Annotated in this window: 19 protein-coding genes; 10 read left to right on the top strand and 9 right to left on the bottom strand. The window is 65.3% G+C overall.

Translation table 11 applies throughout. From position 1 onward, the window contains the following. Nucleotides 1–38: 38 nt before the first annotated feature. The 4 genes from QCE63_RS10435 to QCE63_RS10420 are packed head-to-tail and all read right to left on the bottom strand — an operon-like array spanning nt 39 to nt 2,385. Nucleotides 39–560 (bottom strand): RDD family protein, encoded by a 522-nt coding sequence (locus QCE63_RS10435; RefSeq protein ID WP_309832717.1) that lies wholly within the window; start codon nt 558–560, stop codon nt 39–41. A 7-nt stretch (nt 561–567) separates the two neighbouring features. Next, the gene (locus QCE63_RS10430) at nt 568–1,329 is read right to left on the bottom strand and encodes a DUF3106 domain-containing protein (RefSeq protein WP_309832716.1); all 762 of its coding nucleotides are present in this window, start codon (nt 1,327–1,329) and stop codon (nt 568–570) included. Between the two features lie 43 nt (nt 1,330–1,372). Then, nucleotides 1,373–1,825, bottom strand: a complete 453-nt coding sequence (locus tag QCE63_RS10425; RefSeq protein WP_309832715.1) for a DUF3619 family protein — start codon at nt 1,823–1,825, stop codon at nt 1,373–1,375. Beyond that, nucleotides 1,822–2,385: an RNA polymerase sigma factor gene (locus QCE63_RS10420; protein ID WP_309832714.1), complete on the bottom strand. Its 564-nt coding sequence runs from the start codon at nt 2,383–2,385 to the stop codon at nt 1,822–1,824. The genes QCE63_RS10425 and QCE63_RS10420 overlap by 4 nt, the downstream gene beginning before the upstream one ends. Nucleotides 2,386–2,850: 465 nt before the next feature. Between QCE63_RS10420 and QCE63_RS10415 the strand changes: the two genes are divergently transcribed. The 5 genes from QCE63_RS10415 (at nt 2,851) to pssA (ending at nt 7,938) form a co-directional block, all read left to right on the top strand. Next, the gene (locus QCE63_RS10415; protein WP_309832713.1) at nt 2,851–4,614 is read left to right on the top strand and encodes an acetolactate synthase 3 catalytic subunit; all 1,764 of its coding nucleotides are present in this window, start codon (nt 2,851–2,853) and stop codon (nt 4,612–4,614) included. Nucleotides 4,615–4,724: 110 nt separating this feature from the next. Further along, entirely contained in the window at nt 4,725–5,216 is a 492-nt protein-coding gene (ilvN, locus tag QCE63_RS10410; protein WP_008341906.1) for an acetolactate synthase small subunit, read from the top strand. A gap of 75 nt (nt 5,217–5,291) precedes the next feature. Beyond that, nucleotides 5,292–6,308 carry a ketol-acid reductoisomerase gene (gene ilvC / locus QCE63_RS10405; protein WP_309808880.1) on the top strand — a complete coding sequence of 339 codons (1,017 nt, stop codon included), beginning with the start codon at nt 5,292–5,294 and terminating at the stop codon, nt 6,306–6,308. 106 nt (nt 6,309–6,414) lie between these two features. Then, the gene (locus QCE63_RS10400) at nt 6,415–7,059 is read left to right on the top strand and encodes a phosphatidylserine decarboxylase (RefSeq protein WP_309808878.1); all 645 of its coding nucleotides are present in this window, start codon (nt 6,415–6,417) and stop codon (nt 7,057–7,059) included. A gap of 12 nt (nt 7,060–7,071) precedes the next feature. Next, nucleotides 7,072–7,938, top strand: a complete 867-nt coding sequence (pssA, locus tag QCE63_RS10395) for a CDP-diacylglycerol--serine O-phosphatidyltransferase (protein WP_309832710.1) — start codon at nt 7,072–7,074, stop codon at nt 7,936–7,938. A 104-nt stretch (nt 7,939–8,042) separates the two neighbouring features. Here the strand turns inward: pssA and QCE63_RS10390 are convergent, their stop codons facing one another. From QCE63_RS10390 to QCE63_RS10370, 5 genes are all read right to left on the bottom strand, one after another. After that, on the bottom strand, nt 8,043–8,786 hold the full coding sequence (locus QCE63_RS10390) for a glycine zipper 2TM domain-containing protein (RefSeq protein ID WP_309832709.1): 744 nt from the start codon (nt 8,784–8,786) through the stop codon (nt 8,043–8,045). Between the two features lie 282 nt (nt 8,787–9,068). Beyond that, complete coding sequence (gene lysS, locus QCE63_RS10385; protein WP_309832708.1) at nt 9,069–10,595, bottom strand: lysine--tRNA ligase; 1,527 nt, start codon at nt 10,593–10,595, stop codon at nt 9,069–9,071. Nucleotides 10,596–10,690: 95 nt separating this feature from the next. After that, nucleotides 10,691–11,795 (bottom strand): peptide chain release factor 2 gene (gene prfB / locus QCE63_RS10380; protein ID WP_309832706.1). Its coding sequence is split into 2 segments (ribosomal slippage): nt 10,691–11,722 and nt 11,724–11,795, totalling 1,104 coding nucleotides; the frame shifts between segments, so codons are not numbered across the junction. Between the two features lie 84 nt (nt 11,796–11,879). Next, nucleotides 11,880–13,586 (bottom strand): single-stranded-DNA-specific exonuclease RecJ, encoded by a 1,707-nt coding sequence (recJ, locus tag QCE63_RS10375; protein ID WP_309832705.1) that lies wholly within the window; start codon nt 13,584–13,586, stop codon nt 11,880–11,882. A gap of 10 nt (nt 13,587–13,596) precedes the next feature. Further along, nucleotides 13,597–14,709 carry a regulator gene (locus QCE63_RS10370; RefSeq protein WP_309832703.1) on the bottom strand — a complete coding sequence of 371 codons (1,113 nt, stop codon included), beginning with the start codon at nt 14,707–14,709 and terminating at the stop codon, nt 13,597–13,599. Between the two features lie 249 nt (nt 14,710–14,958). Between QCE63_RS10370 and QCE63_RS10365 the strand changes: the two genes are divergently transcribed. The 5 genes from QCE63_RS10365 to QCE63_RS10345 are packed head-to-tail and all read left to right on the top strand — an operon-like array spanning nt 14,959 to nt 21,154. Then, nucleotides 14,959–16,212 carry a lipoprotein-releasing ABC transporter permease subunit gene (locus QCE63_RS10365; protein WP_309832701.1) on the top strand — a complete coding sequence of 418 codons (1,254 nt, stop codon included), beginning with the start codon at nt 14,959–14,961 and terminating at the stop codon, nt 16,210–16,212. After that, nucleotides 16,205–16,918 carry a lipoprotein-releasing ABC transporter ATP-binding protein LolD gene (lolD, locus tag QCE63_RS10360; protein ID WP_309832700.1) on the top strand — a complete coding sequence of 238 codons (714 nt, stop codon included), beginning with the start codon at nt 16,205–16,207 and terminating at the stop codon, nt 16,916–16,918. The genes QCE63_RS10365 and lolD overlap by 8 nt, the downstream gene beginning before the upstream one ends. A 24-nt stretch (nt 16,919–16,942) precedes the next feature. Continuing rightward, complete coding sequence (locus QCE63_RS10355) at nt 16,943–17,731, top strand: TatD family hydrolase (protein ID WP_309832699.1); 789 nt, start codon at nt 16,943–16,945, stop codon at nt 17,729–17,731. Nucleotides 17,732–17,789: 58 nt separating this feature from the next. After that, nucleotides 17,790–20,297, top strand: a complete 2,508-nt coding sequence (locus QCE63_RS10350) for a ComEC/Rec2 family competence protein (RefSeq protein WP_309832698.1) — start codon at nt 17,790–17,792, stop codon at nt 20,295–20,297. Nucleotides 20,298–20,332: 35 nt separating this feature from the next. After that, nucleotides 20,333–21,154, top strand: a complete 822-nt coding sequence (locus tag QCE63_RS10345) for an alpha/beta hydrolase (protein WP_309832696.1) — start codon at nt 20,333–20,335, stop codon at nt 21,152–21,154. Nucleotides 21,155–21,160: the final 6 nt, after the last annotated feature.

Here is a 21,160-nt window from a genome sequence, read left to right as displayed (position 1 = left end):
GGCCATGACCGAGCCGTGACAGTCACGAGAAGTTCTTATTACTTGACAACGGCCTGGGCCGTGACGATGCGCGTGCCGGCCAGCCGGTCATGCAGGAACTGACGCGCCGGATCGAGGCGCACGGCGGCGGCCCACAGCACGATCCACGCGGCGAAGACCGCGAGCGTCTGGGGCACGGCGAGGGAGAAGAGCGGATGCAGCGCGAGCGGCGGCAGGAACCAGAGCCACGCGAGCACGTAGCGCGCGAAGGCGCGCCCGGGCCGAAGGGGCTGACCGCGCGTATCGACGAGTTTGAGGCGCCAGGTTTTCATCGGCAGCGTCTGTCCGCCGTGGGTCCAGAAGTACACGAAATACGCGGCGAGCACGATGCCGATCCACGCCATCAGCCAGTTGTGGTGGGTGAGGCCGTTGCGTTGCTGCGTGAGCGTGCTGAACAGATAGCCGGCGATGAACACCACGCCGAACAGGATGACGCTTTCGTAAAGCATCGTGGCGAGCCGGCGGCGCAGCGTGGGCGCGCGCAGCAGGTCGGCAGCGGGAATCACGGGAGGGGCGCTCACGAGCCGCTCACGAGCCGTTATACATCGAAGGCGCCTGTTGCGGCGACACCGGAATGGGCGTGGCCGGCACGATGCTCGCGGCGTTCGGAATGGCCGGCTGGACCGGCGCGCCGGACGCGGCGGCCGCCGTGCCGGGCGCCGCCGCCGAACCGCCTTCCGCGTGCGCGCCGGCGTGACCTTGTTCGCGCGCGGTGACGATCCGGTTGATGTCCTTCACTTCGGTCTTGCCGGTGGGCGGCGCGGAGACGACGTTGCCGCGGCGCGTGCGCTCGGTCGCCGCCAGCTTTTTCTTCTGCTCCTCGGACAGCTTCTGGTATGCATCCCAGGCCTTTTCACGCTTCTCCAGCGGCACCGATTTCGACACCTGATAGTTCTCGCGCGCGACTTTGCGCTGGTCGGGCGTGAGTCGCACCCACTCTTCCATGCGCTGATGCAGATGCTTCTGCGCATCCGGCGACATGCGATGAAACCGCGAGGCGATCTTGAGCCACTTCTGCTTGCGTTCGTCGGAGAAGGAGTCCCACTGCGTGGCGAACGGCGCGAGCGCGACGCGTTGCGCGTCGGTCAGATGATTCCAGGAAAGCGGGCTCGTGGAGGCAGCGGCAGCGGCGCTGCCGTCCGGCGACGTGGCCGAACCGCCGGCCGGCGCGGCCGCGGCCGATGGCGCGGCGGGAGTGGCGGAGTAGAAGCGCGGATAGGTTGCGGCGAACGCGACCAGTCCCGCAATCGCGCAACCAAAGACAATCGCGAGACCGCGCTTGTAACTCACCCGTAAATTCCCCCGCTTGGTTCAGTGCTGCCTGGTTCAGTGCTTAGTGATTGCGCGTCAGATACGCGTTGAAGCCGTGGTCCAGATAGGCGTCGATGGGCAGGCTGTCGCTCATCATGGCGGCGTCGATCTCGGCCAGTTCCGCACGGCGCTGCTGGTCTTCCCAGTACGCGATGCCGGCGATGCCGATGATCAGGGCCGCCAGCGGCCACGCAAGACCCAGGCCGCCCAGCCGTGCGAACAGACCGCGCGCGCGCGGTTCCTCGCCGGAGCCGCCGGTGGTGAGCGTGGCGCCCGCGCCGGCGAAGGCCGGCGTGAACGCGGGCGCGCTGATCGCCATCGCCACCTTTTCGGGCTTCTTGCGGGCGATCGCCGCGCGGCGGGCGTCCCGCAGCCGGTCGACGGTGGCGGCGGGAAGACCGGCGGTGTTTTCATCGAGTGCGCGGGTGATCTTCAGCGCGAACTCGTTTTCCTTCGTTTCAAGTGCGGAACTCATAGCGTGATCCCTTTGGCTTTCAGGGCTTGAGCGAGAGCGTGCGTAGCGCGGGAGCAATGTGTCTTCACGCTGCCCTCGGAGCAACCCATCGCGGCGGCCGTCTCGGCGACATCCATATCCTCCCAGTAACGCATGAGAAAAGCTTCTCGTTGACGTGCGGGCAGTTTCTGGATTTCGGCGTCGATCAGATTGAGGACCTGCTCGCGCTCCAGCTGGTTCTCGCTGCTTTCGCTGCCGACCGCGCCGTCTCCGGATTCGAAGGTTTCGAGCGGGTCGAATTCGTCGTCGTCGGCGTTGCCGAAGGACGAAAACAGGCTGACCCAGGTGTTGCGCACCTTCTGGCGACGGAAATGATCGTGCGTCGCATTCTGGAGAATACGCTGGAATAAAAGCGGAAGCTCGGAGGGTGGCCGGTCGCCGTACTTTTCGGCCAGCTTGATCATCGCCTCCTGGACGACGTCCAGCGCCGCGTCGTCATCGCGAACGGTGTACACGGTCTGCTTGAACGCGCGTCTTTCGACGCCCGCCAGGAAGTCGGCGAGTTCCTTGTCTGAGGCCATCCGTTGGGACCCGGCGCAATGAACCTGCGTTCGAAGTTGCGTGCGGGTTGCGTCGGTGAGGGATCGTGGAGTTCTGGGAAAACCTGCGAATGCTAGCAAAGTTTCGTGCAATTCGGAGGTTTCAGGATGTTTTGTTGCGGTTCTTGACGCGCGACCGGTGGTTTGCGCGTGCGGCCGGAAGAGCGGCCCGCACGCTGGTTGCTGCACGGAAAACGGATTTATCCGTCAAGCTTGAAAGATTCCCGCGATTTCTCGCAAGCGCGTGGACGGAATGGCAACTTTTTACTTGACCCGCCCGTTGCGCCGCTGTTACATTTTCTGACTCGCATCATCCAGTGAAATGTCTGCTTTGAGGCGAGCCCAAGAAGCACGCCTGTCAAACCTAGACGCGCCGCTTGAACCCGAGCCATAAGCCCGGTAGAGAGCACCCGATCAATTTTTTGCCGAAAATTCGAAAGGTGATGAATGAACATGCCCAGCGCGGAATTCTCCACGTCGGATACGACCCCCCCTCCAGAAGCTGACTCCATCGGTGGCACCGTGCTCATGCGCGCCCTGGCCGATGAAAACGTCGAATTCATCTGGGGCTATCCCGGCGGCTCGGTACTCTACATCTACGACGAGCTGTACAAGCAGGACCAGATCCAGCACATCCTCGTGCGCCACGAGCAGGCCGCTGTCCATGCCGCCGACGCGTATTCACGTTCCACCGGCAAAGTTGGCGTGTGTCTCGTGACTTCGGGCCCGGGCGTTACTAATGCCGTGACCGGCATCGCCACGGCCTACATGGATTCCATTCCGCTCGTCGTCATCAGCGGCCAGGTGCCCACCGCGGCCATCGGCCTCGACGCTTTCCAGGAATGCGACACCGTCGGCATCACGCGTCCGTGCGTGAAGCACAACTTCCTCGTGAAGGACGTGCGCGACCTGGCCGAAACCGTCAAGAAAGCGTTCTACATTGCCCGTACCGGCCGTCCCGGCCCGGTGCTGATCGACATTCCGAAAGATGTGTCGAAGGCGCCGTGCAAGTACGAGCCGGTCAAGAGCGTGTCGCTGCGTTCGTACAACCCGGTCACCAAGGGCCACTCGGGCCAGATTCGCAAGGCGGTGCAGCTGCTGCTGTCGGCGAAGCGTCCGTACATCTACACCGGCGGCGGCATCATCCTGGCCGACGCGTCGCGCGAACTGAACCAGTTCGCCGACCTGCTGGGCTACCCCGTCACCAACACGCTGATGGGCCTCGGCGGCTACCGTGCGTCGGACAAGAAGTTCCTCGGCATGCTCGGCATGCACGGCACGTACGAAGCCAACATGGCGATGCAGAACTGCGACGTGCTGATCGCCATCGGCGCGCGCTTCGACGACCGCGTGATCGGCGACCCGAAGCATTTCGCCTCCTCGCCGCGCAAGATCATCCATATCGACGTCGATCCGTCGTCCATTTCGAAGCGCGTGAAGGTGGACATTCCCATCGTCGGCGACGTGAAGGAAGTGCTGAAGGATCTCATCGAGCAGTTGCAGCACGCCGAGCACGGTCCGGACACCGCCGCGCTCAAGTCGTGGTGGGACGAGATCGAAGGCTGGCGCGCGAAGGACTGCCTGGCCTACGACCGCAAGAGCGAGATCATCAAGCCGCAATACGTGGTCGAGAAGCTCTGGGAACTCACCGACGGCAATGCCTTCGTGTGCTCGGACGTCGGCCAGCATCAGATGTGGGCCGCGCAGTTCTATCCGTTCAACAAGCCGCGCCGCTGGATCAACTCGGGCGGCCTGGGCACCATGGGCTTCGGCCTGCCGGCGGCGATGGGCGTGAAGATGGCCTATCCGGACGACGAAGTGGTCTGCATCACCGGCGAAGGCTCCATCCAGATGTGCATCCAGGAGCTCTCGACGTGCAAGCAGTACAACACGCCCGTCAAGATCATCTCGCTGAACAACCGCTATCTCGGCATGGTGCGCCAGTGGCAGCAGATCGAGTACAAGAAGCGCTACTCCAGTTCGTACATGGACGCGCTGCCTGACTTCGTGAAGCTTGCCGAAGCGTTTGGCCACGTCGGCATCCGTGTCGAAAAGACGGCGGACGTCGAGCCGGCGCTGAAGGAAGCGCTGCGTCTCAAGGATCGCACTGTATTTCTCGACTTCCAGACCGATCCCACCGAAAACGTATTCCCGATGGTGCAAGCCGGTAAAGGCATCACGGAAATGCTGCTCGGGTCTGAGGATCTCTAACGCGGGTTTGTCTCGCGAGGCTCGTGCGCGCCTGTCTTCACAAAGGACAAGCGCTGCGCGCGGGTTTTTCGGGCAAGCGCCATTCTGGAAACACATCGGGAAACACGAACATGAAACACATCATCTCCGTTTTGCTGGAAAACGAACCGGGCGCGTTATCGCGCGTCGTGGGACTGTTTTCGGCACGCGGCTATAACATCGAAACGCTGACGGTGGCGCCGACCGAAGACAGCTCGCTGTCGCGGCTGACCATCGTTTCGATTGGCTCGGACGACGTGATCGAACAAATCACGAAGCACCTGAACCGCCTGATCGAGGTGGTGAAAGTGGTCGACCTGACAGAGGGCGCCCACATCGAGCGCGAGCTGATGCTCATCAAGGTCAGGGCGGTCGGCAAGGAACGCGAAGAGATGAAGCGCATGGCGGACATTTTCCGCGGCCGCATCATCGACGTGACCGAGAAGACCTACACGATGGAACTGACCGGCGCGTCCGACAAGCTCGACGCGTTCATCCAGGCGCTCGACGCCACGGCGATCCTCGAAACGGTTCGCACGGGCAGCTCCGGCATCGGCCGGGGCGAGCGCATCCTCAAAGTGTAACGGCGCGGTTCATCTCTTCAGCAGCACACGTAGCGCAACCTATTTCAACGCATCATCAGGACTCAAGGAACCACCATGAAAGTTTTCTACGACAAGGACGCCGACCTCTCCCTCATCAAGGGCAAGCAAGTCACCATCATCGGTTATGGCTCGCAAGGCCATGCACACGCGCTGAACCTGAAGGAAAGCGGCGTGAACGTGACGGTCGGCCTGCGTAAGGGCGGCGCATCGTGGAGCAAGGCCGAGAACGCCGGCCTCAAGGTGAAGGAAGTGGGCGAAGCCGTGAAGGGCGCGGACGTCGTCATGATGCTCCTGCCCGACGAGCAGATCGCCGAGGTGTACAAGAACGAAGTGCACGCCAACGCCAAGGAAGGCGCGGCGCTGGCCTTCGCACACGGCTTCAACGTGCACTATGGCCAGGTGATCCCGCGTGCGGATCTGGACGTCATCATGATCGCGCCGAAGGCCCCGGGCCACACCGTGCGCGGCACGTACCAGCAAGGCGGCGGCGTGCCGCACCTGATCGCCGTGGCGCAGGACAAGTCGGGTTCGGCACGCGATGTCGCGCTGTCGTACGCGGCGGCCAACGGCGGCGGCCGTGCCGGCATCATCGAAACGAACTTCCGTGAAGAAACGGAAACCGATCTGTTCGGTGAGCAAGCGGTGCTGTGCGGCGGTACGGTCGACCTCATCAAGGCCGGTTTCGAAACGCTGGTGGAAGCCGGCTACGCGCCGGAAATGGCGTACTTCGAGTGCCTGCACGAGCTGAAGCTGATCGTCGACCTGATCTATGAAGGCGGCATCGCGAACATGAACTACTCGATCTCGAACAACGCCGAATACGGCGAGTACGTGACGGGTCCGCGCATCATCACCGAAGACACGAAGAAGGTGATGAAGGAAGTCCTGAAGGACATCCAGACCGGCGAGTACGCGAAGAGCTTCATCATCGAGAACCGCGCCGGCGCGCCGACGCTGCAATCGCGCCGCCGTATCACGGCCGAGCACCAGATCGAACAGGTCGGTGCAAAGCTGCGCGCAATGATGCCGTGGATTGCAAAGAACAAGCTGGTCGACCAGTCGAAGAACTAAGGTCTTTCGCCAGTCACGCTTCTTGCTGCATCAAAAGCCGTCCGGACGCCCTTGGCGCCGGGCGGCTTTTGTTATCCTACGGTTTTAAAAAACACAGAACCCGTTCATGAACTATCCTCATCCGATCATCGCCCGCGAAGGCTGGCCGTTCATCGCCATCGCGGCCGTCGTCGCCATCCTCGTGCAGGCGATGGGCGGCCTGGGCTTCGCCTGGATCTTCTGGCTGATCGTGATTTTCGTCGTCCAGTTCTTCCGCGATCCGGCACGTCCCATTCCGTCACAGGCCAACGCCGTGCTGTGCCCGGCCGATGGCCGCATTGTCGCGGTCGAAACCACGCACGATCCGTATGCCGGCCGCGAAGCGCTCAAGATCAGCGTGTTCATGAACGTGTTCAACGTGCACTCGCAGCGCTCGCCGGTGGATGGCGCGATCACCAAGGTGCAGTACTTCCCGGGCGCGTATCTGAACGCGGCGGTGGACAAGGCATCCACCGAGAACGAGCGCAATGCCGTCGTGCTTCAGACGGCTGCCGGTCACACGGTGACGTCGGTGCAGATCGCCGGTCTGATCGCGCGACGCATCCTGTGCTATGTGCATGTCGGCGAACCGCTGACGCGCGGTCAACGCTACGGTTTCATCCGCTTCGGCTCGCGGGTCGATGTCTATCTGCCGGTGGGAAGCCGTCCGCGCGTGTCGATCGGCGAGAAGGTTTCGGCCTCGTCGACGATTCTCGCCGAGTTCGCGGAATAACGCGGAGGCTCCATGGCGGCATTCAAACCACGCCGTAACCGCGTGTCCGGCGCTTCGCCGCGCGCGTTCCGCCGCAACAAGGCCGTGCAGGACGTGGGCGCGGTCGAATCGCGCCGCGCCAAGCGGCAGCAGTTCCTCAAGAAGCGCGGCATCTATCTGCTGCCGAATGCGTTCACTACGGCCGCGCTGTTCTGCGGCTTCTTCGCCGTCGTGCAGGCGATGAACGTGCGCTTCGAGATCGCGGCCATCGCCATTTTTGTCGCGATGGTGCTCGATGGCATGGACGGCCGCGTCGCCCGCATGACGCACACGCAGAGTGCGTTCGGCGAGCAGTTCGACAGTCTCTCGGACATGGTGTCGTTCGGCGTCGCGCCGGCGCTCGTGATGTACGAATGGGTGTTGAAGGATCTCGGCCGCTGGGGCTGGCTCGCGGCTTTCGTGTACTGCTCGGGCGCGGCGCTGCGGCTCGCGCGCTTCAATACGAATGTCGGCGTGGTCGACAAGCGTTACTTCCAGGGCCTGCCTTCGCCGGCAGCGGCGGCGTTGATCGCCGGCTTCGTGTGGCTCGCCACCGATAACCGCGTGCCGCTCAAGCTCGTGTGGCTGCCGTGGGTGGCGTTCGCGCTCACCATCTACGCGGGCGTCACGATGGTGTCGAATGCGCCGTTCTATAGCGGCAAGGCGCTCGACGTGCGCTATCGCGTGCCGTTCGCCGGCGTGCTGCTGGTGGTGGTGGCGTTCGTGCTGGTGTCGTCGGACCCGCCGGTGATGTTGTTCTGCCTGTTCGTGCTGTATGGCTTCTCGGGCTATATATGGTGGGGCTATCTCGCCATGCGCGGGCGGCAGAATCCGGCGCGCAGTTCTCAGCGGGATCATTAGAAGCTTCTGCGTCTTCAAGCAAAAAGGCGGCAACCGTGAGGTGTGCCGCCTTTTGCATTTCTGGCGATGGTTCGATCAATCCACTGCGGTCAACCCACGGCGGTTCAACCCGCGACCAGCGTGCCGTTTTCGACCCGCACGCGCTGACCCTGGCCAAACGGGGGCGCGTTCTTGTAGGTGAAATAACGCGTGTGGCCGTTCTCCATGCGCACGCGGACCGAGTAATCGGTTTCGCTGCGAACGTGCTTCTCGACCGAATTGCCGGCCAGACCGCCGCCGAGCGCCCCAAGCAGGGTCATCGCGGTACGGCCGCCGCCGCGTCCGAACTGGTTGCCGACCACGCCGCCCGCCACCGCGCCGCCGACTGCGCCAATCCCCGTGCCATGGCCTTCGTGCTTGACGGCGGAGATGGCTTCAACGGTGCCGCAAGTCGAGCAATAGGCCGGATGTTGCGGCGGTTGCTGCGCGTAGGAAGGTTGGGCGGGCTGCGGTTGTTGCTGGGCGGCTTGTTGAGCGGCTCGCTGCTGGGCTGCCTGTTGCGCCGCTTGTTGCTGAGCGGCCTGTTGCTGGGCAGCCTGCTGCTGTGCCGCGGCCGATTGCTGCGCCGGGCTGGGCGCCGCCGAGTCCACCACAGGCTGTTGCGCGACCGCAGCCGATTGAGTCTGCGGATTCTGTTCCGAGTTGCTGCTTGCCTTCGGGAAGAGCCCGGTCATGGCCGCCGTGGCGACGAGGCTGGCAACGATCACCGCACCCGCCGCCGTCGCGACGAGCGGATGCAAACGCCGCTGCTGCGGCTGCGCGCCGCTCGAAGCGGGCGAAGTATTGAGTTTATTGGTCCCGTTATCCATTTTCTGAACCTCCTTTCGAGGCAAAGTCCCGCGGCCAGAGCCGACTGTCACAGCCCATTGTCGGGCAAACCCGGATTCTTCGCTTTTTCGGGTTGTAACAATTTCCCGGAATAGCACGGCATGATGAAAAGCACAACGGATGCCAGCCTGAAAGGTCTTCGGCAAAGGGACCGCTCGTGACGACGACTTGAAACTTTTACCCGCAGTAACAGAAAAAGCGTTCAGACGAAAAAAAGCGCGCCCGGAAGGGGCGCGCTTCGAGAGCATGGAAAGCCGGAAGAATCAGTCTTCGCGACGCAGATGCGGGAACAGGATCACATCGCGAATGCTCGGGCTGTCGGTGAGCAGCATGACCAGACGGTCGACGCCGATGCCGCAGCCGCCTGTCGGCGGCATGCCGTATTCGAGCGCGCGGATATAGTCGGCGTCGAAGTACATGGCTTCCTCGTCGCCGGCGTCCTTCTGGTCGACCTGCTTCTGGAAGCGCGCGGCCTGGTCTTCTGGATCGTTCAGCTCCGAGAAGCCATTGGCGATTTCACGGCCCGTGATGAACAGCTCGAAACGCTCGGTGATGCCCGGCACCGAATCCGACGCGCGCGCGAGCGGCGACACTTCAATCGGGTAGTCGACGATATAGGTCGGTTCCCACAGTTGCGATTCCGCCGTCTCTTCGAACAGCGCCAGTTGCAGCGAACCGACTCCGGCATTCAAAAAGGCCGGCTGATTCGTATCGACGCCAAATTTCTTCAGTTCCGTGCGCACGAACGCGCCGTCCGACAACTGCGCGTCGGTGTACTGCGGCGCGTATTTCTGAATGGCCTGGCTGATCGTCAGCCGATGGAACGGCTTGGCCAGGTCCAGTTCGCGCCCTTGATAGGTGATGGTCGCGGTGCCGAGCGCGTCGATGGCCGCCTGGCGGATCAGCTGTTCGGTGAAGTCCATCAGCCAGCGGTAATCCGTGAAGGCCGCGTAGAACTCCATCATCGTGAATTCCGGATTGTGACGCGGCGACACGCCTTCGTTCCGGAAGTTACGGTTGATCTCGAACACGCGTTCGAAGCCGCCGACGATCAGCCGCTTCAGATAAAGCTCCGGCGCGATGCGCAGGAACATCTGCATGTCGAGCGCATTGTGATGCGTGACGAAGGGCTTGGCCGCCGCGCCGCCCGGAATCGGGTGCAGCATCGGCGTTTCGACTTCCATGAAGTTGGCCTGCGCCATGAAGTTGCGGATCGACGTGACGGCTTTGGTGCGCGCCATGAAGGTCTGGCGCGATTCCGGCGTGACGATCAGATCCACATAACGCTGGCGATAGCGCGTTTCCTGGTCGGCGAGGCCATGGAACTTGTCCGGCAGCGGACGCAGTGCTTTGGAGAGCAAACGCAATTCCGTGCAGCGCACCGACAGTTCGCCCTTGTTGGTCCGGAACAGCACGCCCTTCGCGGCAATGATGTCGCCCAGATCCCACTTCTTGAAGGCGTCGTAGGTGTCGGCGCCGACATCTGCGGGCGTCACGAAGAACTGGATCTGGCCGCTGCCGTCCTGAACCGTGGCGAAGCTCGCCTTGCCCATCACACGCTTGAGCATCATCCGTCCGGCCAGCGCGACGGGCAGGGGATTTGCCTCGAGCGCGTCCTTGTCGGTGTCGGCATAGCCGGCTTGCAGCGCGGCGGCCTGGTGCGTCGGGCGGAAGTCGTTCGGATAGGCGACGCCCTGCTCGCGTAGCGCGCGCAGTTTCTCGCGCCGCTCGGCCATGATCTGGTTTTCTTCCAGTTCGGGAGCGGCGCCCGGTTGAGTCGGTTCGGTCATGATGGTGTGGCTTGGATATGAGGCAAAAGCGAGACAAAGGCGCGGCGCAGTGAAACGAACACGGCGCGGCCAAAAAGCCGCGCCGCTTGGGCAGGTCAGACGCCCTGTTTCAGGCTCGCGCTGATGAAGTCGTCGAGGTCGCCGTCGAGCACGGCGCGCGTGTTGCTCATTTCGACGCTGGTGCGCAGGTCCTTCACGCGGCTCTGGTCGAGCACGTAGGAGCGGATCTGATGGCCCCAGCCCACGTCGGTCTTGCTCGATTCGAGCTTGTCCTGTTCGGCCTGGCGCTTGCGCATCTCGAACTCATAGAGACGCGCCTTCAGCATCTGCATGGCTTCCGCGCGGTTGCGGTGCTGCGAGCGGTCGTTCTGGCACTGCACGACGATGCCGGTCGGCGCGTGCGTGAGACGCACGGCGGAGTCGGTCTTGTTGATGTGCTGGCCGCCCGCGCCCGACGCGCGATACGTGTCGGTGCGGATGTCGGCCGGATTGATCTCGATTTCGATGGAATCGTCGATTTCCGGATACACGAACACCGACGAGAACGACGTATGCCGTCCGCCCGACGAATCGAACGGCGACTTGCGCACCAGCCGGTGAATGCCGGTTTCCGTGCGCAGATAGCCGTAGGCGTATTCGCCCTCGACCTTGATGGTCGCGCTCTTGATGCCGGCGACGTCGCCTTCGGATTCTTCCAGCACTTCGGTCTTGAAGCCCTTGCGCTCGCAGTAGCGCAGATACTGGCGCAGCAGCATGGACGCCCAGTCGCAGGCCTCGGTGCCGCCGGCGCCGGCCTGGATGTCGATGAAGCAGTTGTTCGGATCGGCCGGGTTGGAGAACATCCGGCGGAATTCCATGTCCTCGACGCGCACCCGCAAGGCGTCGGCATCGGCTTCGGACGCGACCAGCGTGTCCTCGTCCTCTTCCTCGCGCGCCATCTCGAAGAGTTCGTTGGCGTCGCTCAGGTCGCTGTCGAGCGCGGTGAGCGTCGAGACGACGCCGTCGAGCAGCTTCTTTTCACGACCGAGCGCCTGGGCGTTCTTCGAGTCGTTCCAGACGTTCGGGTCTTCGAGTTCCTTGTTGACTTCAACTAGACGCGCGGACTTGGCGTCGTAGTCAAAGATACCCCCGTAGCTCGCCCGCGCGACGGCGCAGGTCGGCCAGAAGGCTTTCGATCGCGTTGAGACGTTCCGCTTCCATTGTCGATCTTCGGCTTCGTAAAAAGAGCAAATTATAGCCGATCGACCGCGTTTTCCCGCGCAAGACCGGCCGTGGAGGCCGTTTTCAGCCTGCGTGCTCGACAATCAACTGCACCCGCGCGACGCCATTCCACGAATCGCTGACGAGCCGGTACGCGACGGTGGCGCGCGGCGGCAGCAGATCGACGTGGTTGAACCAGATCGCGTTGAAGCGCTGGCGGCCGCGCAGCAGCGAAAGCTTCAGATGCTTGTCCTTCACGAGCGCCTGCGAGGCGACTTCGAATTCGCCGGAGAAGGTGGGCGCGGGAAAGCCCTGGCCCCAGACGGCGGTGTCCAGCATCTCGACGAACTGCGGCGTGAAGTACGCATCCTCCAGTTCGCCGTCGGTTTCGACGGTGCGCGCCAGCGCGTCCGCGGTCAGCCATTCGCGGCCGACCGCTTCGAACGCGGCGGTGAAGCGGGGGATGTCGGCGGTGGCGAGCGTGAGGCCCGCGGCCATTGCGTGGCCGCCGAACTTGTGGATCAGGCCCGGCTCGCGCTTGCTGATGAGATCCACTGCATCGCGCAGATGAAACCCCGGGATCGAGCGGCCGGAGCCCTTGCAGAGCACGCCGCTGTCGTCGGCGTGGGCGAACGTGAAGGAAGGCCGGTGGAAGCGCTCCTTCAGGCGCCCCGCGACAATCCCGATCACGCCCTGATGCCAGCTCGCGTCGTAGAGCGTGAGGGTGGCGCGCTCGCCGCAATCGAGCGTCTGCAGTTCGGCCAGCGCCTGCTGCTGCATGCCGGCTTCGATTTCACGGCGTTCGCGGTTCATGCCATCCAGTTGCTGCGCAAGTTCCCAGGCGCGGCCGATGTCGTCGGTGGTCAGGCATTCGATGCCCAGCGACATGTCCGACAGACGGCCCGCCGCGTTCAGGCGCGGCCCGAGCGCGAAGCCGAGATCGAAACCCGAGGCGGTACGCGCATCGCGGGCGGCGGCGCGGAACAGCGCCGCGATGCCCGGCTGCATGCGCCCCGAGCGGATCCGCTTGAGCCCTTGCGCGACCAGGATGCGATTGTTGCAGTCGAGCTTCACGACATCGGCGACGGTGCCGAGCGCGACCAGATCGAGCAGGCCGTCGAGGCGCGGTTCGGGCACATCCTGATTCTGATAGGCGCCGCGGCGGCGCAGTTCGGCGCGCAACGCGAGCAGCACGTAGAACATCACGCCGACGCCCGCGATGCATTTGCTCGGAAACGCGCAGCCCGGCTGGTTCGGATTGACGATGGCGCGTGCGGCGGGGAGTTCGTCGCCGGGCAGGTGATGATCGGTCACGAGCACGTCGATGCCGAGCGCATTCGCGGCCGCGACGCCGTCCACGCTGGCGATGCCGTTGTCGACCGTGATCAGCAGTTCGGGCAAGCCGGACGTCGAGCGCGCCGCCAGGTCGACGATTTCCGGCGTCAGCCCGTAGCCATATTCAAAGCGGTTCGGCACCAGGTAGTCGATGTTCGCGCCGAACATGCGCAGGCCGCGCACGGCCACGGCGCAGGCGGTGGCGCCGTCGCAGTCGTAGTCCGCGACGACCAGCATGCGCTTGCCCGCTTCAAGCGCGTCGGCGAGCACGACGGCCGCGTCGTCGCAACCCTTGAGGCCGGCGGGGGGATGCAGGCGCTTGAACTCGGTTTCCACCTCGTCGGGCGTGCGCACGCCGCGCGCCGCGTACAGCCGCGCGATGACGGGATGCAGCCCGTGGCGCGCGAGCGCGTCGGCATCGGCGGGGGAGGCAGCGCGGGTAACGATTCGCGTCATTCGGAAAACCTTATTCGATGAGCAGCGCCGCGACCGGCCGGCGGCGCCAGAATTTGCGCAGGTCGCCGCGCGTGACGGTGAGCGTGACCGACCCGGTGTCGCCGCACAGCGTCAGTTCGAGGCGGCCGAGCGAGCCGTCGGTGAGCGCCTGTAGCGCCGGCGCGAACCACGTCTCTTCGAGCGTCCTGAGTGCCGCATTCCAGCCCGCCCAGTCCTGTTCGATGAACGGCGCCGAGAACGGATCGAGTTCGACGAGCGTCGTGCCGGACTTGCCGGACGTATCCGCGCCTGGCAGCGCTGCGAACGACTCCGGCGGCCGCGACGGCTCGATGCCCGCCGCCAGCGCCAGTCCGCGCGTGGCAGCGGCCTCCGACAGCACGCGTGCAAACGGGCTCGTCACCGGACGCAGCGCGCCTTGCGCGTGCAGCCAGATCGAGTTGATGGCGGGCAGGCCGCGCGACTCGCGTTCGAGGTTCAGCGGCTGTTCGAACCAGGCCATCTGCACTTCGTTCTGCAGTTTCATCCACGCGCGCGAACGCTCGCCGGTGCGGGCTTCGTGCGGCAGCCAGATTTCGATATTGCGGCCCGTTGCGCGCAGCGGCGCCGCGCCGGCCAACGTGCCTAGCGCCGCGCCCGACACGTACCAGCGCAAGGGCGTCGGCGCCTGCAACGTCAGGCCCTGATCCTCGATCACCGGGCGCGCGAGTTCGAGCAGCACGCGCGCTTCCTCGGTATGCACGCCGAGCGTGTCCGGATCGATCAGTACCAGATGATCGTGGGCGATCCGCACGTGAACCGGCTCGATGCAGGCCCACGAGGCGTCGCCCGGTGTGCCGCCGTCGGCGAGCAGCATGAAAGGGGCGAGCGGGGCATCGTCTGAATAGCGCTGATCGGCGGGCGTTACTGCGCCGAAACGTCGCGCGATCCAGCGCTCGTGCGGCAGCGTGCGCTGAAAGTCTTCGCCGATCACGCGTTCTTCGAGCGTGGCGCGGGCCAGCAGTTTGTCGAGCGCCGCGCCCTCCAGACCATGCAGGGCGGTGGCCGCATCCGCCGCCGAGGGCAGCGCGAAGGGCAGCAGGAGATGAAGTGCGGGGAGTGCGTGAGCGGGCATGATGCCCGGCATTGTAGGGCAAAGCGCTTTTGCCGATGCCGGGCGCCGCGCGGTTTTTGACTCGTCCGAGAGGCAGGTTCGTGCGTCGCTTTCTTCATATATGGCAAACTTTCGCAAATTTCACGCGCGGGGCGGTGGCATCGGCGTCGTGCGGGGCGGATGTGCGTTGATCGTCATGCATCCACCACGGCCGCCCGGGCGTATTCACACGGTGTCATCGGGGCGCCGCCACGCTTGACCAGCAGCAAAAAAAGGATTCGCTTGAAACTTCCGTACGAATGGCAGATCGGCTGGCGCTACACGCGCGCCAGCAAACGCACCACAGGCAACGGCTTCATTTCGTTCATCGCGCTCGTTTCGATGGCGGGCATCGCGCTCGGCGTCGCCGCGCTGATCGTCGTGCTCTCCGTGATGAACGGCTTCCAGAAGGAAGTGCGCGACCGCATGCTGTCCGTGCTCGCGCACGTCGAGATTTTCTCGCCGTCCGGTTCCATGCCCAACTGGCAACTCACCGCGCAGGAAGCGCGCCGCAATCCGGAAGTGATCGGCGCGGCGCCTTATGTCGAGGCGCAGGCGCTGCTCACGCGCCAGGGCGCGGTCAGCGGCGTCGCGCTGCGCGGCGTGGAGCCTTCGCTGGAACCGGAAGTCTCGGACATCGGCAAGGAGATGCGCGCCGGCAAGCTCACGGATCTCGTGCCGGGCGGCTTCGGCATCGTGCTGGGCAAGGATCTCGCGATGAATCTGGGCGTCATGACCGGCGACAAGATCACGCTGGTCGCGCCCGAAGGCACCATCACGCCCGCCGGGATGATGCCGCGCCTCAAGCAGTTCACGGTGGTAGGCATCTTCGAGTCCGGCCACTACGAGTACGACTCCACGCTGGCGCTGATCGAGATCAAGGACGCGCAAGCGCTGTTCCGCCTGCCCGCGCCCACCGGCGTGCGGCTGCGCCTGAAGGACATGCAGCGCGCGCCGCAAGTGGCGCGCGAGCTGGCGAAGACCCTGTCCGGCGATCTCTACATCCGCGACTGGACGCAGCAGAACAAGACCTGGTTCTCGGCCGTGCAGATCGAGAAGCGCATGATGTTCATCATTCTCACGCTGATCATCGCGGTGGCGGCGTTCAACCTGGTGTCGTCGCTGGTGATGACCGTCACCGACAAGCAGGCCGACATCGCCATCCTGCGCACGCTCGGCGCGCAGCCGGGCTCGATCATGAAGATTTTCGTCGTGCAGGGCGTGACGATCGGTTTCATCGGTACGGCGCTCGGCGTGACCTTCGGCTGCCTGATCGCGTGGAGCATTCCGTGGCTGGTGCCGATGATCGAGCATCTGTTCAACGTGCAGTTCCTGCCGTCCTCGGTGTATTTCATCAGCGAGCTGCCGTCCGAGCTCGTCCCCGGCGATGTCGCGAAGATCGGCGTCATCGCATTCCTGTTGTCGTCGCTCGCGACGCTCTATCCGAGCTGGCGCGGCGCAAAGATTCGTCCGGCGGAGGCGCTGCGCTATGAGTGATCTGATTCCCGCCGACAACGTGGTGCTGAACGCCTCGGCCATTTCGAAGACCTTCGTGCAGGGCGGCTTCAACGTGCCCGTCCTCAACAACGCGCAGTTGCAGGTGATGAAGGGCGAGAAGCTGGCGATCGTCGGCGCGTCGGGTTCGGGCAAGAGCACGTTGCTGCACGTGCTCGGCGGCCTCGACGAACCGAGCGCCGGCAAGGTGTCGCTGCTCGGCAAGCCGTTCACCGAGCTGAAGGAAAAGGAGCGCAACGAACTGCGCAACCGGGCGCTCGGCTTCGTCTATCAGTTTCATCATCTGCTGCCGGAGTTCACCGCGCTCGACAACGTCGGGATGCCGCTGCGCATCCGCCGCATGTCCGAGGAGGCGTCCCGCAAGGAGGCGCAGGAGATGCTGGACCGGGTAGGCGTGGGGCATCGGGCGAAGCATCGTCCGGGCGAGCTGTCGGGCGGCGAGCGGCAGCGCGTCGCGATTGCCCGCGCGCTCGTCACGCGGCCCGCCTGCGTGCTCGCCGACGAGCCCACCGGCAACCTCGACAGCGGCACAGCGGACACGGTGTTCAACCTGATGCTGGAGCTGTCGCAGACGCTGGAGACGAGCTTCGTGATCGTCACGCACGACACGGATCTGGCCGCGCGCTGCGACCGCATCATGCGTCTGCGCGACGGCGTGCTGCACGAAGAGCCGGTGGTGCCGGTCTGAGCGTTCTGGTGCACGGAGGGCGTCATGTGGATCGATACGCACTGTCATCTCGATGCCGGCGAATTCGACGCCGATCGTGACGCCGTCGCCGAGGCCGCGCACGCGGCGAAGGTCGCGCGCATCGTGATTCCGGGCGTGGGGCGCTTCAACTTCGACGCGGTGCGCGAGCTGGCGCATCGGGTCGCGGGCGGGGCGTATGCGCTCGGCATTCATCCGCTGTACACGCCGGGCGCCACCGACGACGACCTGCGCGTGCTGCGCGAGCAAATCGCGGCGAGCATGCACGATCCGCGCTTCGTGGGTATTGGTGAGATCGGGCTCGACTACTTCGTGCCGACGCTCGACGATGCCCGCCAGCAGTTCTTCTTCAATGCGCAACTGAAGCTGGCGCGCGAGTTCGGCCTGCCGGTGATCTGCCACGTGCGCAAGTCGCAGGACAAGGTGCTGAAAGGCCTGCGCGTGCACGACATTCATCAGGGCATCGCGCATGCGTTCAACGGCAGTTTCCAGCAGGCAGAGGCGTTCATCGCGCAGGGCATGCGGCTTGGTTTCGGCGGCAACCTGACCTTCGAACGCGCGCTGCAGATCCGGCGGCTCGCGACCGATCTGCCGCTCGACGCGATCGTGCTCGAAACCGACGCGCCCGATATCGCGCCCGCATGGCGCTACAAGCAGCGCAACACGCCGGATCAGGTGGCGCGCATCGCGCAGGTGCTGGCGCAACTGCGCGGCATCGACGAAACCACGCTTTCCCTAGGCACAACGGCCAGCGCGCACGCGGCGCTGCCACGGCTCGCGCTCGCTTCCTCATAATGTTTCAGTCGAATGCAAAGCGGTTTGCGTTCGCGACGGCAATGAGGACGAGGAAGCGGTGCGGGCGATTCTGCTGGGATATGCGTTGGGCATCGGATGGCTTCAGCAGCAGGCGCACTTGCCGGGCGGCTTCGGGTGGCTCGTTTGCTGTGCCGGCTTCCTTCTCTCGATAGGGTTGGGGATTGCGAAGCCACGGCTGCGCGTGGCGAGCTTCACAATTGCTGTTTGCTTCGCGGGCTTTGCGTATGCGGCATGGCGGGCCGAAGTGCGCTTGCAGCGGCAGTTGCCGGTTGCTTACGAACAGCGGGATATCGAGCTGAGCGGTTTCGTGCGCGGCATGCCCGACGCGCGCGCCGATGGCACGCGTTTGCTCTTCGAAGTCGAATCGAATAGTGCGCGGCTCGAGGACTTTCCACGCATCGTGCGCTTGCTCTGGATGGAGAAGGAGGGCGCGCCGCTGCCAGCCCTTTACGCAGGTGAGCGTTGGCGATTGACTGCGCGCCTGAAACGCCCGCACGCCGAAGCGAACTTCGCGCTTCGGGATGGCGAAGCGAGCTTGCTGGAACGCAATATCCGCGCGACGGGCGTCGTGTCCGCCACGCCCGCGCCGCAGCGTTTGAAGCCAGACGCCAGCGGGCCGCTGCTGGCGCTCGACCGCTTGCGTACGCGGTTGCGTGAGCGCATCGACAGCGTGCTGCACGATGCGCCGCATCGCGGCATCGTCGTCGCACTGGCGGTCGGCGCACAGAACGCCGTCAGCGACGAGGACTGGAGCGTGATGCGCGCCACCGGCACGAGCCATCTCGTCGCGATCTCGGGCTTGCATATCGGCTTCGTTGCGGGACTGGCGGGTTTGCTGTGCGGCTTCGTCTGGAAGCGCCTGAGGCTGCGCGGCGTCGCCGCGCCGCTGATTGCGGCCACGCCGAAGGCGGCGATGCTCGGCGCGGCCGCGTGCGCCGCGTTCTACGCGGCGCTGGCCGGCTTCAACGTGCCCGCGCAACGCACGCTGTGGATGCTGCTGATCGCCGCCTGCGCGCTGTTCAGCGGGCGGCGGCCGGCGTCGTCGCTGGTGCTGCTGTGGGCGCTCGCATGCGTGCTGAGCGCGGATCCGTGGGCGGTGACGTCGCCGGGGTTCTGGCTGTCGTTCGGGGCAGTGGGCGCGATTCTGTTCGCGCTCGCTTCGGCGGGTCGCACCGCCTCCCGGTCGATGACGCCGGATGACGACGACATCGACCCATGGGATCGCGCGGATCCGGGCGAATTGGGCCAGCGGCCCGTGCCAGCTTCCGGCGCGCGGCGCACCGTCGCACGCGTGCTCCACTTCATGCGCCGCTGCGCGCGTCGCGTGCGCGTCCGGATGGCCGCCGGCATGCGCGTGCAGTACGCGGTGACGCTCGCGCTCGCGCCGCTCACGGTCTGGTGGTTCTCGCAGATCCCCTTGCTCGGGCCATTCGCGAACGCCTTCGCCATTCCATGGATCAGCGTGCTCGTCACGCCCGCGACGCTCGCCGGCTTGCTGCTGCCCGAGCCCCTCGACGCGCCTCTGCTGCACGCAGCCCACGCCGCGCTCGCCGTGCTGTGCGACGTGCTCGCGCGCCTCGCCGCCGCGGCGCCCGCGTCGCTCTGGCACTTGCCCCGGCCGGAGCCGTTCGCGCTGGCGGCGGCGTGCATCGGCGTTGCATGGGCGCTGGCGCCGCAGGGCTGGCCGCTGCGCTGGGCCGCGCCGCTGACCTGGCTGCCGCTGCTCGCGCCCGCGCCGCACCCCGCGCCGCCGGGCGCGTTCCGCGTGACCGCGCTGGATATCGGCCAAGGCTCGGCGCTCGTCATCGAGACCGCGCATCATGCGCTGCTGTTCGACGCCGGTCCCGGCCCGGAATCGAACCATGCGGGCGAGCGCATCGTCGCGCCGTATCTGCTCGCCACTGGCGTGACCGCGCTCGATGCGCTCGTCGTCAGTCATTCCGATTCGGATCACGCGGGCGGCGCGCCGGCCGTGTTGCGGACGGTCGTCGTGCGGCAACTGCTCGCCTCGCTGCCGGCGCAGGATGTGCTCTGGGCATCCGCCCGCGCGCGCGGCATCAAGACGCTGCGCTGCGCGGCGGGCCAGCGCTGGGAGTGGGACGGCGTCGAGTTCCGCGTGTTGTGGCCGGAGCCCGCGCCGCTCACAGGCAAGCCGAACCGGCAGTCGTGTGTGCTCAAGGTGACGAGCGCGGCGGGACGGGCGGCGCTGTTCACGGCGGATATCGAAGCCGACGTCGAACGCGCGTTGCTCTTGCGCGACCGCGACGCCCTGCGCGCCGACCTGCTGATCGCGCCGCATCACGGCAGCCGCACGTCGTCGACCGAGCCTTTCCTCGATGCCGTCGAGCCGCGCGCCGCGCTATTTCAGGTAGGCTATCGCAACCGTTTTCATCACCCGAATGCCAGCGTGTTCGCGCGTTACGGCCTGCGCGCCATGCCGCTGTCACGCAGCGACGAAGACGGCGCGGCGCGCGTCGAGATTGGCGCGGACCTTACGCTCGAACGCTTCAGACACACGCACGCCCGCTACTGGATGGGGCGCTGATCAGAACAAAAGGAACGGCACGGAGGCGTCCCCGCGTGAAAGACATCATCCAGTTTTCGCATGCGAACGGCTTTCCCGCATCGACCTATCGCACGATGTTCGCCGAGCTGGCCGACGAATTCGAGATTCGCGGCATCGAATGCATCGGTCACGATCCGCGCTTTCCGGTCACGCAGGATTGGCCGCATCTGGTGGAACAGCTCATCGACGACCTGAACCGCCAGCGCGCCGCCGCCGACGGCGAACCCGCGAAAGTCTGGCTGGTCGGGCATTCGCTGGGTGGCTATCTGTCGCTGCTGGCGGCGCTGAAGCGGCCCAACTGGGTGAAGGGCGTCGTGATGCTCGATTCGCCGGTGATCGCGGGCTGGAAAAGCGGTTTGCTGCGCATCACGCAGTGGACCGGACTGGACGAGCGGCTGTCGCCCGCCGCCGCCACGCGCAAGCGGCGCACGCACTGGGCGGGCCGCGACGAGGCATGGCGGCATTTTCACGCCAAACCCGCTTTCGCGCGCTGGGACGAGCGCATGCTGGCTGACTACATCGACCGCGGCATGCGCGAAGCGCAGCCGGACGGCGGGCGCACGCTGGCCTTCGACCGGCAGGTCGAATATCGGATCTATCGGACCTTGCCGCACACGCTCGGTGCGCGGCTCGCGCACGGCGCGCCGGTGCCGGTGGGCTTCATCGCGGGGACGCGCTCGCGCGAGGTACGCCACGTGGGGCTCGGCATGACGCGGCGCGTGGTCGGCGAGCGGCTCGAATGGCTGGACGGCAGCCATCTGTTCCCGATGGAACGTCCGATCGACACCGCGCGCGCCGTGCAGCGCATGATTACGTCGATGCGCGACACTGTCTGACACCGC

The organism is Caballeronia sp. LZ065 (genome assembly GCF_031450975.1).
Classification (GTDB): domain Bacteria; phylum Pseudomonadota; class Gammaproteobacteria; order Burkholderiales; family Burkholderiaceae; genus Caballeronia.
This window is presented reverse-complemented; position numbering and strand designations above follow the sequence as displayed.

What these genes read in the sequence shown, in the direction of transcription:
- recJ (WP_309832705.1), bottom strand. Translation starts at nt 13,586, where the DNA reads ATGACGCGAATCGTTACCCGCGCTGCCTCCCCCGCCGATGCCGACGCG.
- lolD (WP_309832700.1), top strand. Translation starts at nt 16,205, where the DNA reads ATGAGTGATCTGATTCCCGCCGACAACGTGGTGCTGAACGCCTCGGCC.
- QCE63_RS10400 (WP_309808878.1), top strand. Translation starts at nt 6,415, where the DNA reads ATGAACTATCCTCATCCGATCATCGCCCGCGAAGGCTGGCCGTTCATC.
- pssA (WP_309832710.1), top strand. Translation starts at nt 7,072, where the DNA reads ATGGCGGCATTCAAACCACGCCGTAACCGCGTGTCCGGCGCTTCGCCG.
- QCE63_RS10425 (WP_309832715.1), bottom strand. Translation starts at nt 1,825, where the DNA reads ATGAGTTCCGCACTTGAAACGAAGGAAAACGAGTTCGCGCTGAAGATC.
- QCE63_RS10390 (WP_309832709.1), bottom strand. Translation starts at nt 8,786, where the DNA reads ATGGATAACGGGACCAATAAACTCAATACTTCGCCCGCTTCGAGCGGC.
- QCE63_RS10355 (WP_309832699.1), top strand. Translation starts at nt 16,943, where the DNA reads ATGTGGATCGATACGCACTGTCATCTCGATGCCGGCGAATTCGACGCC.
- QCE63_RS10420 (WP_309832714.1), bottom strand. Translation starts at nt 2,385, where the DNA reads ATGGCCTCAGACAAGGAACTCGCCGACTTCCTGGCGGGCGTCGAAAGA.
- QCE63_RS10370 (WP_309832703.1), bottom strand. Translation starts at nt 14,709, where the DNA reads ATGCCGGGCATCATGCCCGCTCACGCACTCCCCGCACTTCATCTCCTG.
- lysS (WP_309832708.1), bottom strand. Translation starts at nt 10,595, where the DNA reads ATGACCGAACCGACTCAACCGGGCGCCGCTCCCGAACTGGAAGAAAAC.
- ilvN (WP_008341906.1), top strand. Translation starts at nt 4,725, where the DNA reads ATGAAACACATCATCTCCGTTTTGCTGGAAAACGAACCGGGCGCGTTA.
- ilvC (WP_309808880.1), top strand. Translation starts at nt 5,292, where the DNA reads ATGAAAGTTTTCTACGACAAGGACGCCGACCTCTCCCTCATCAAGGGC.
- QCE63_RS10415 (WP_309832713.1), top strand. Translation starts at nt 2,851, where the DNA reads ATGAACATGCCCAGCGCGGAATTCTCCACGTCGGATACGACCCCCCCT.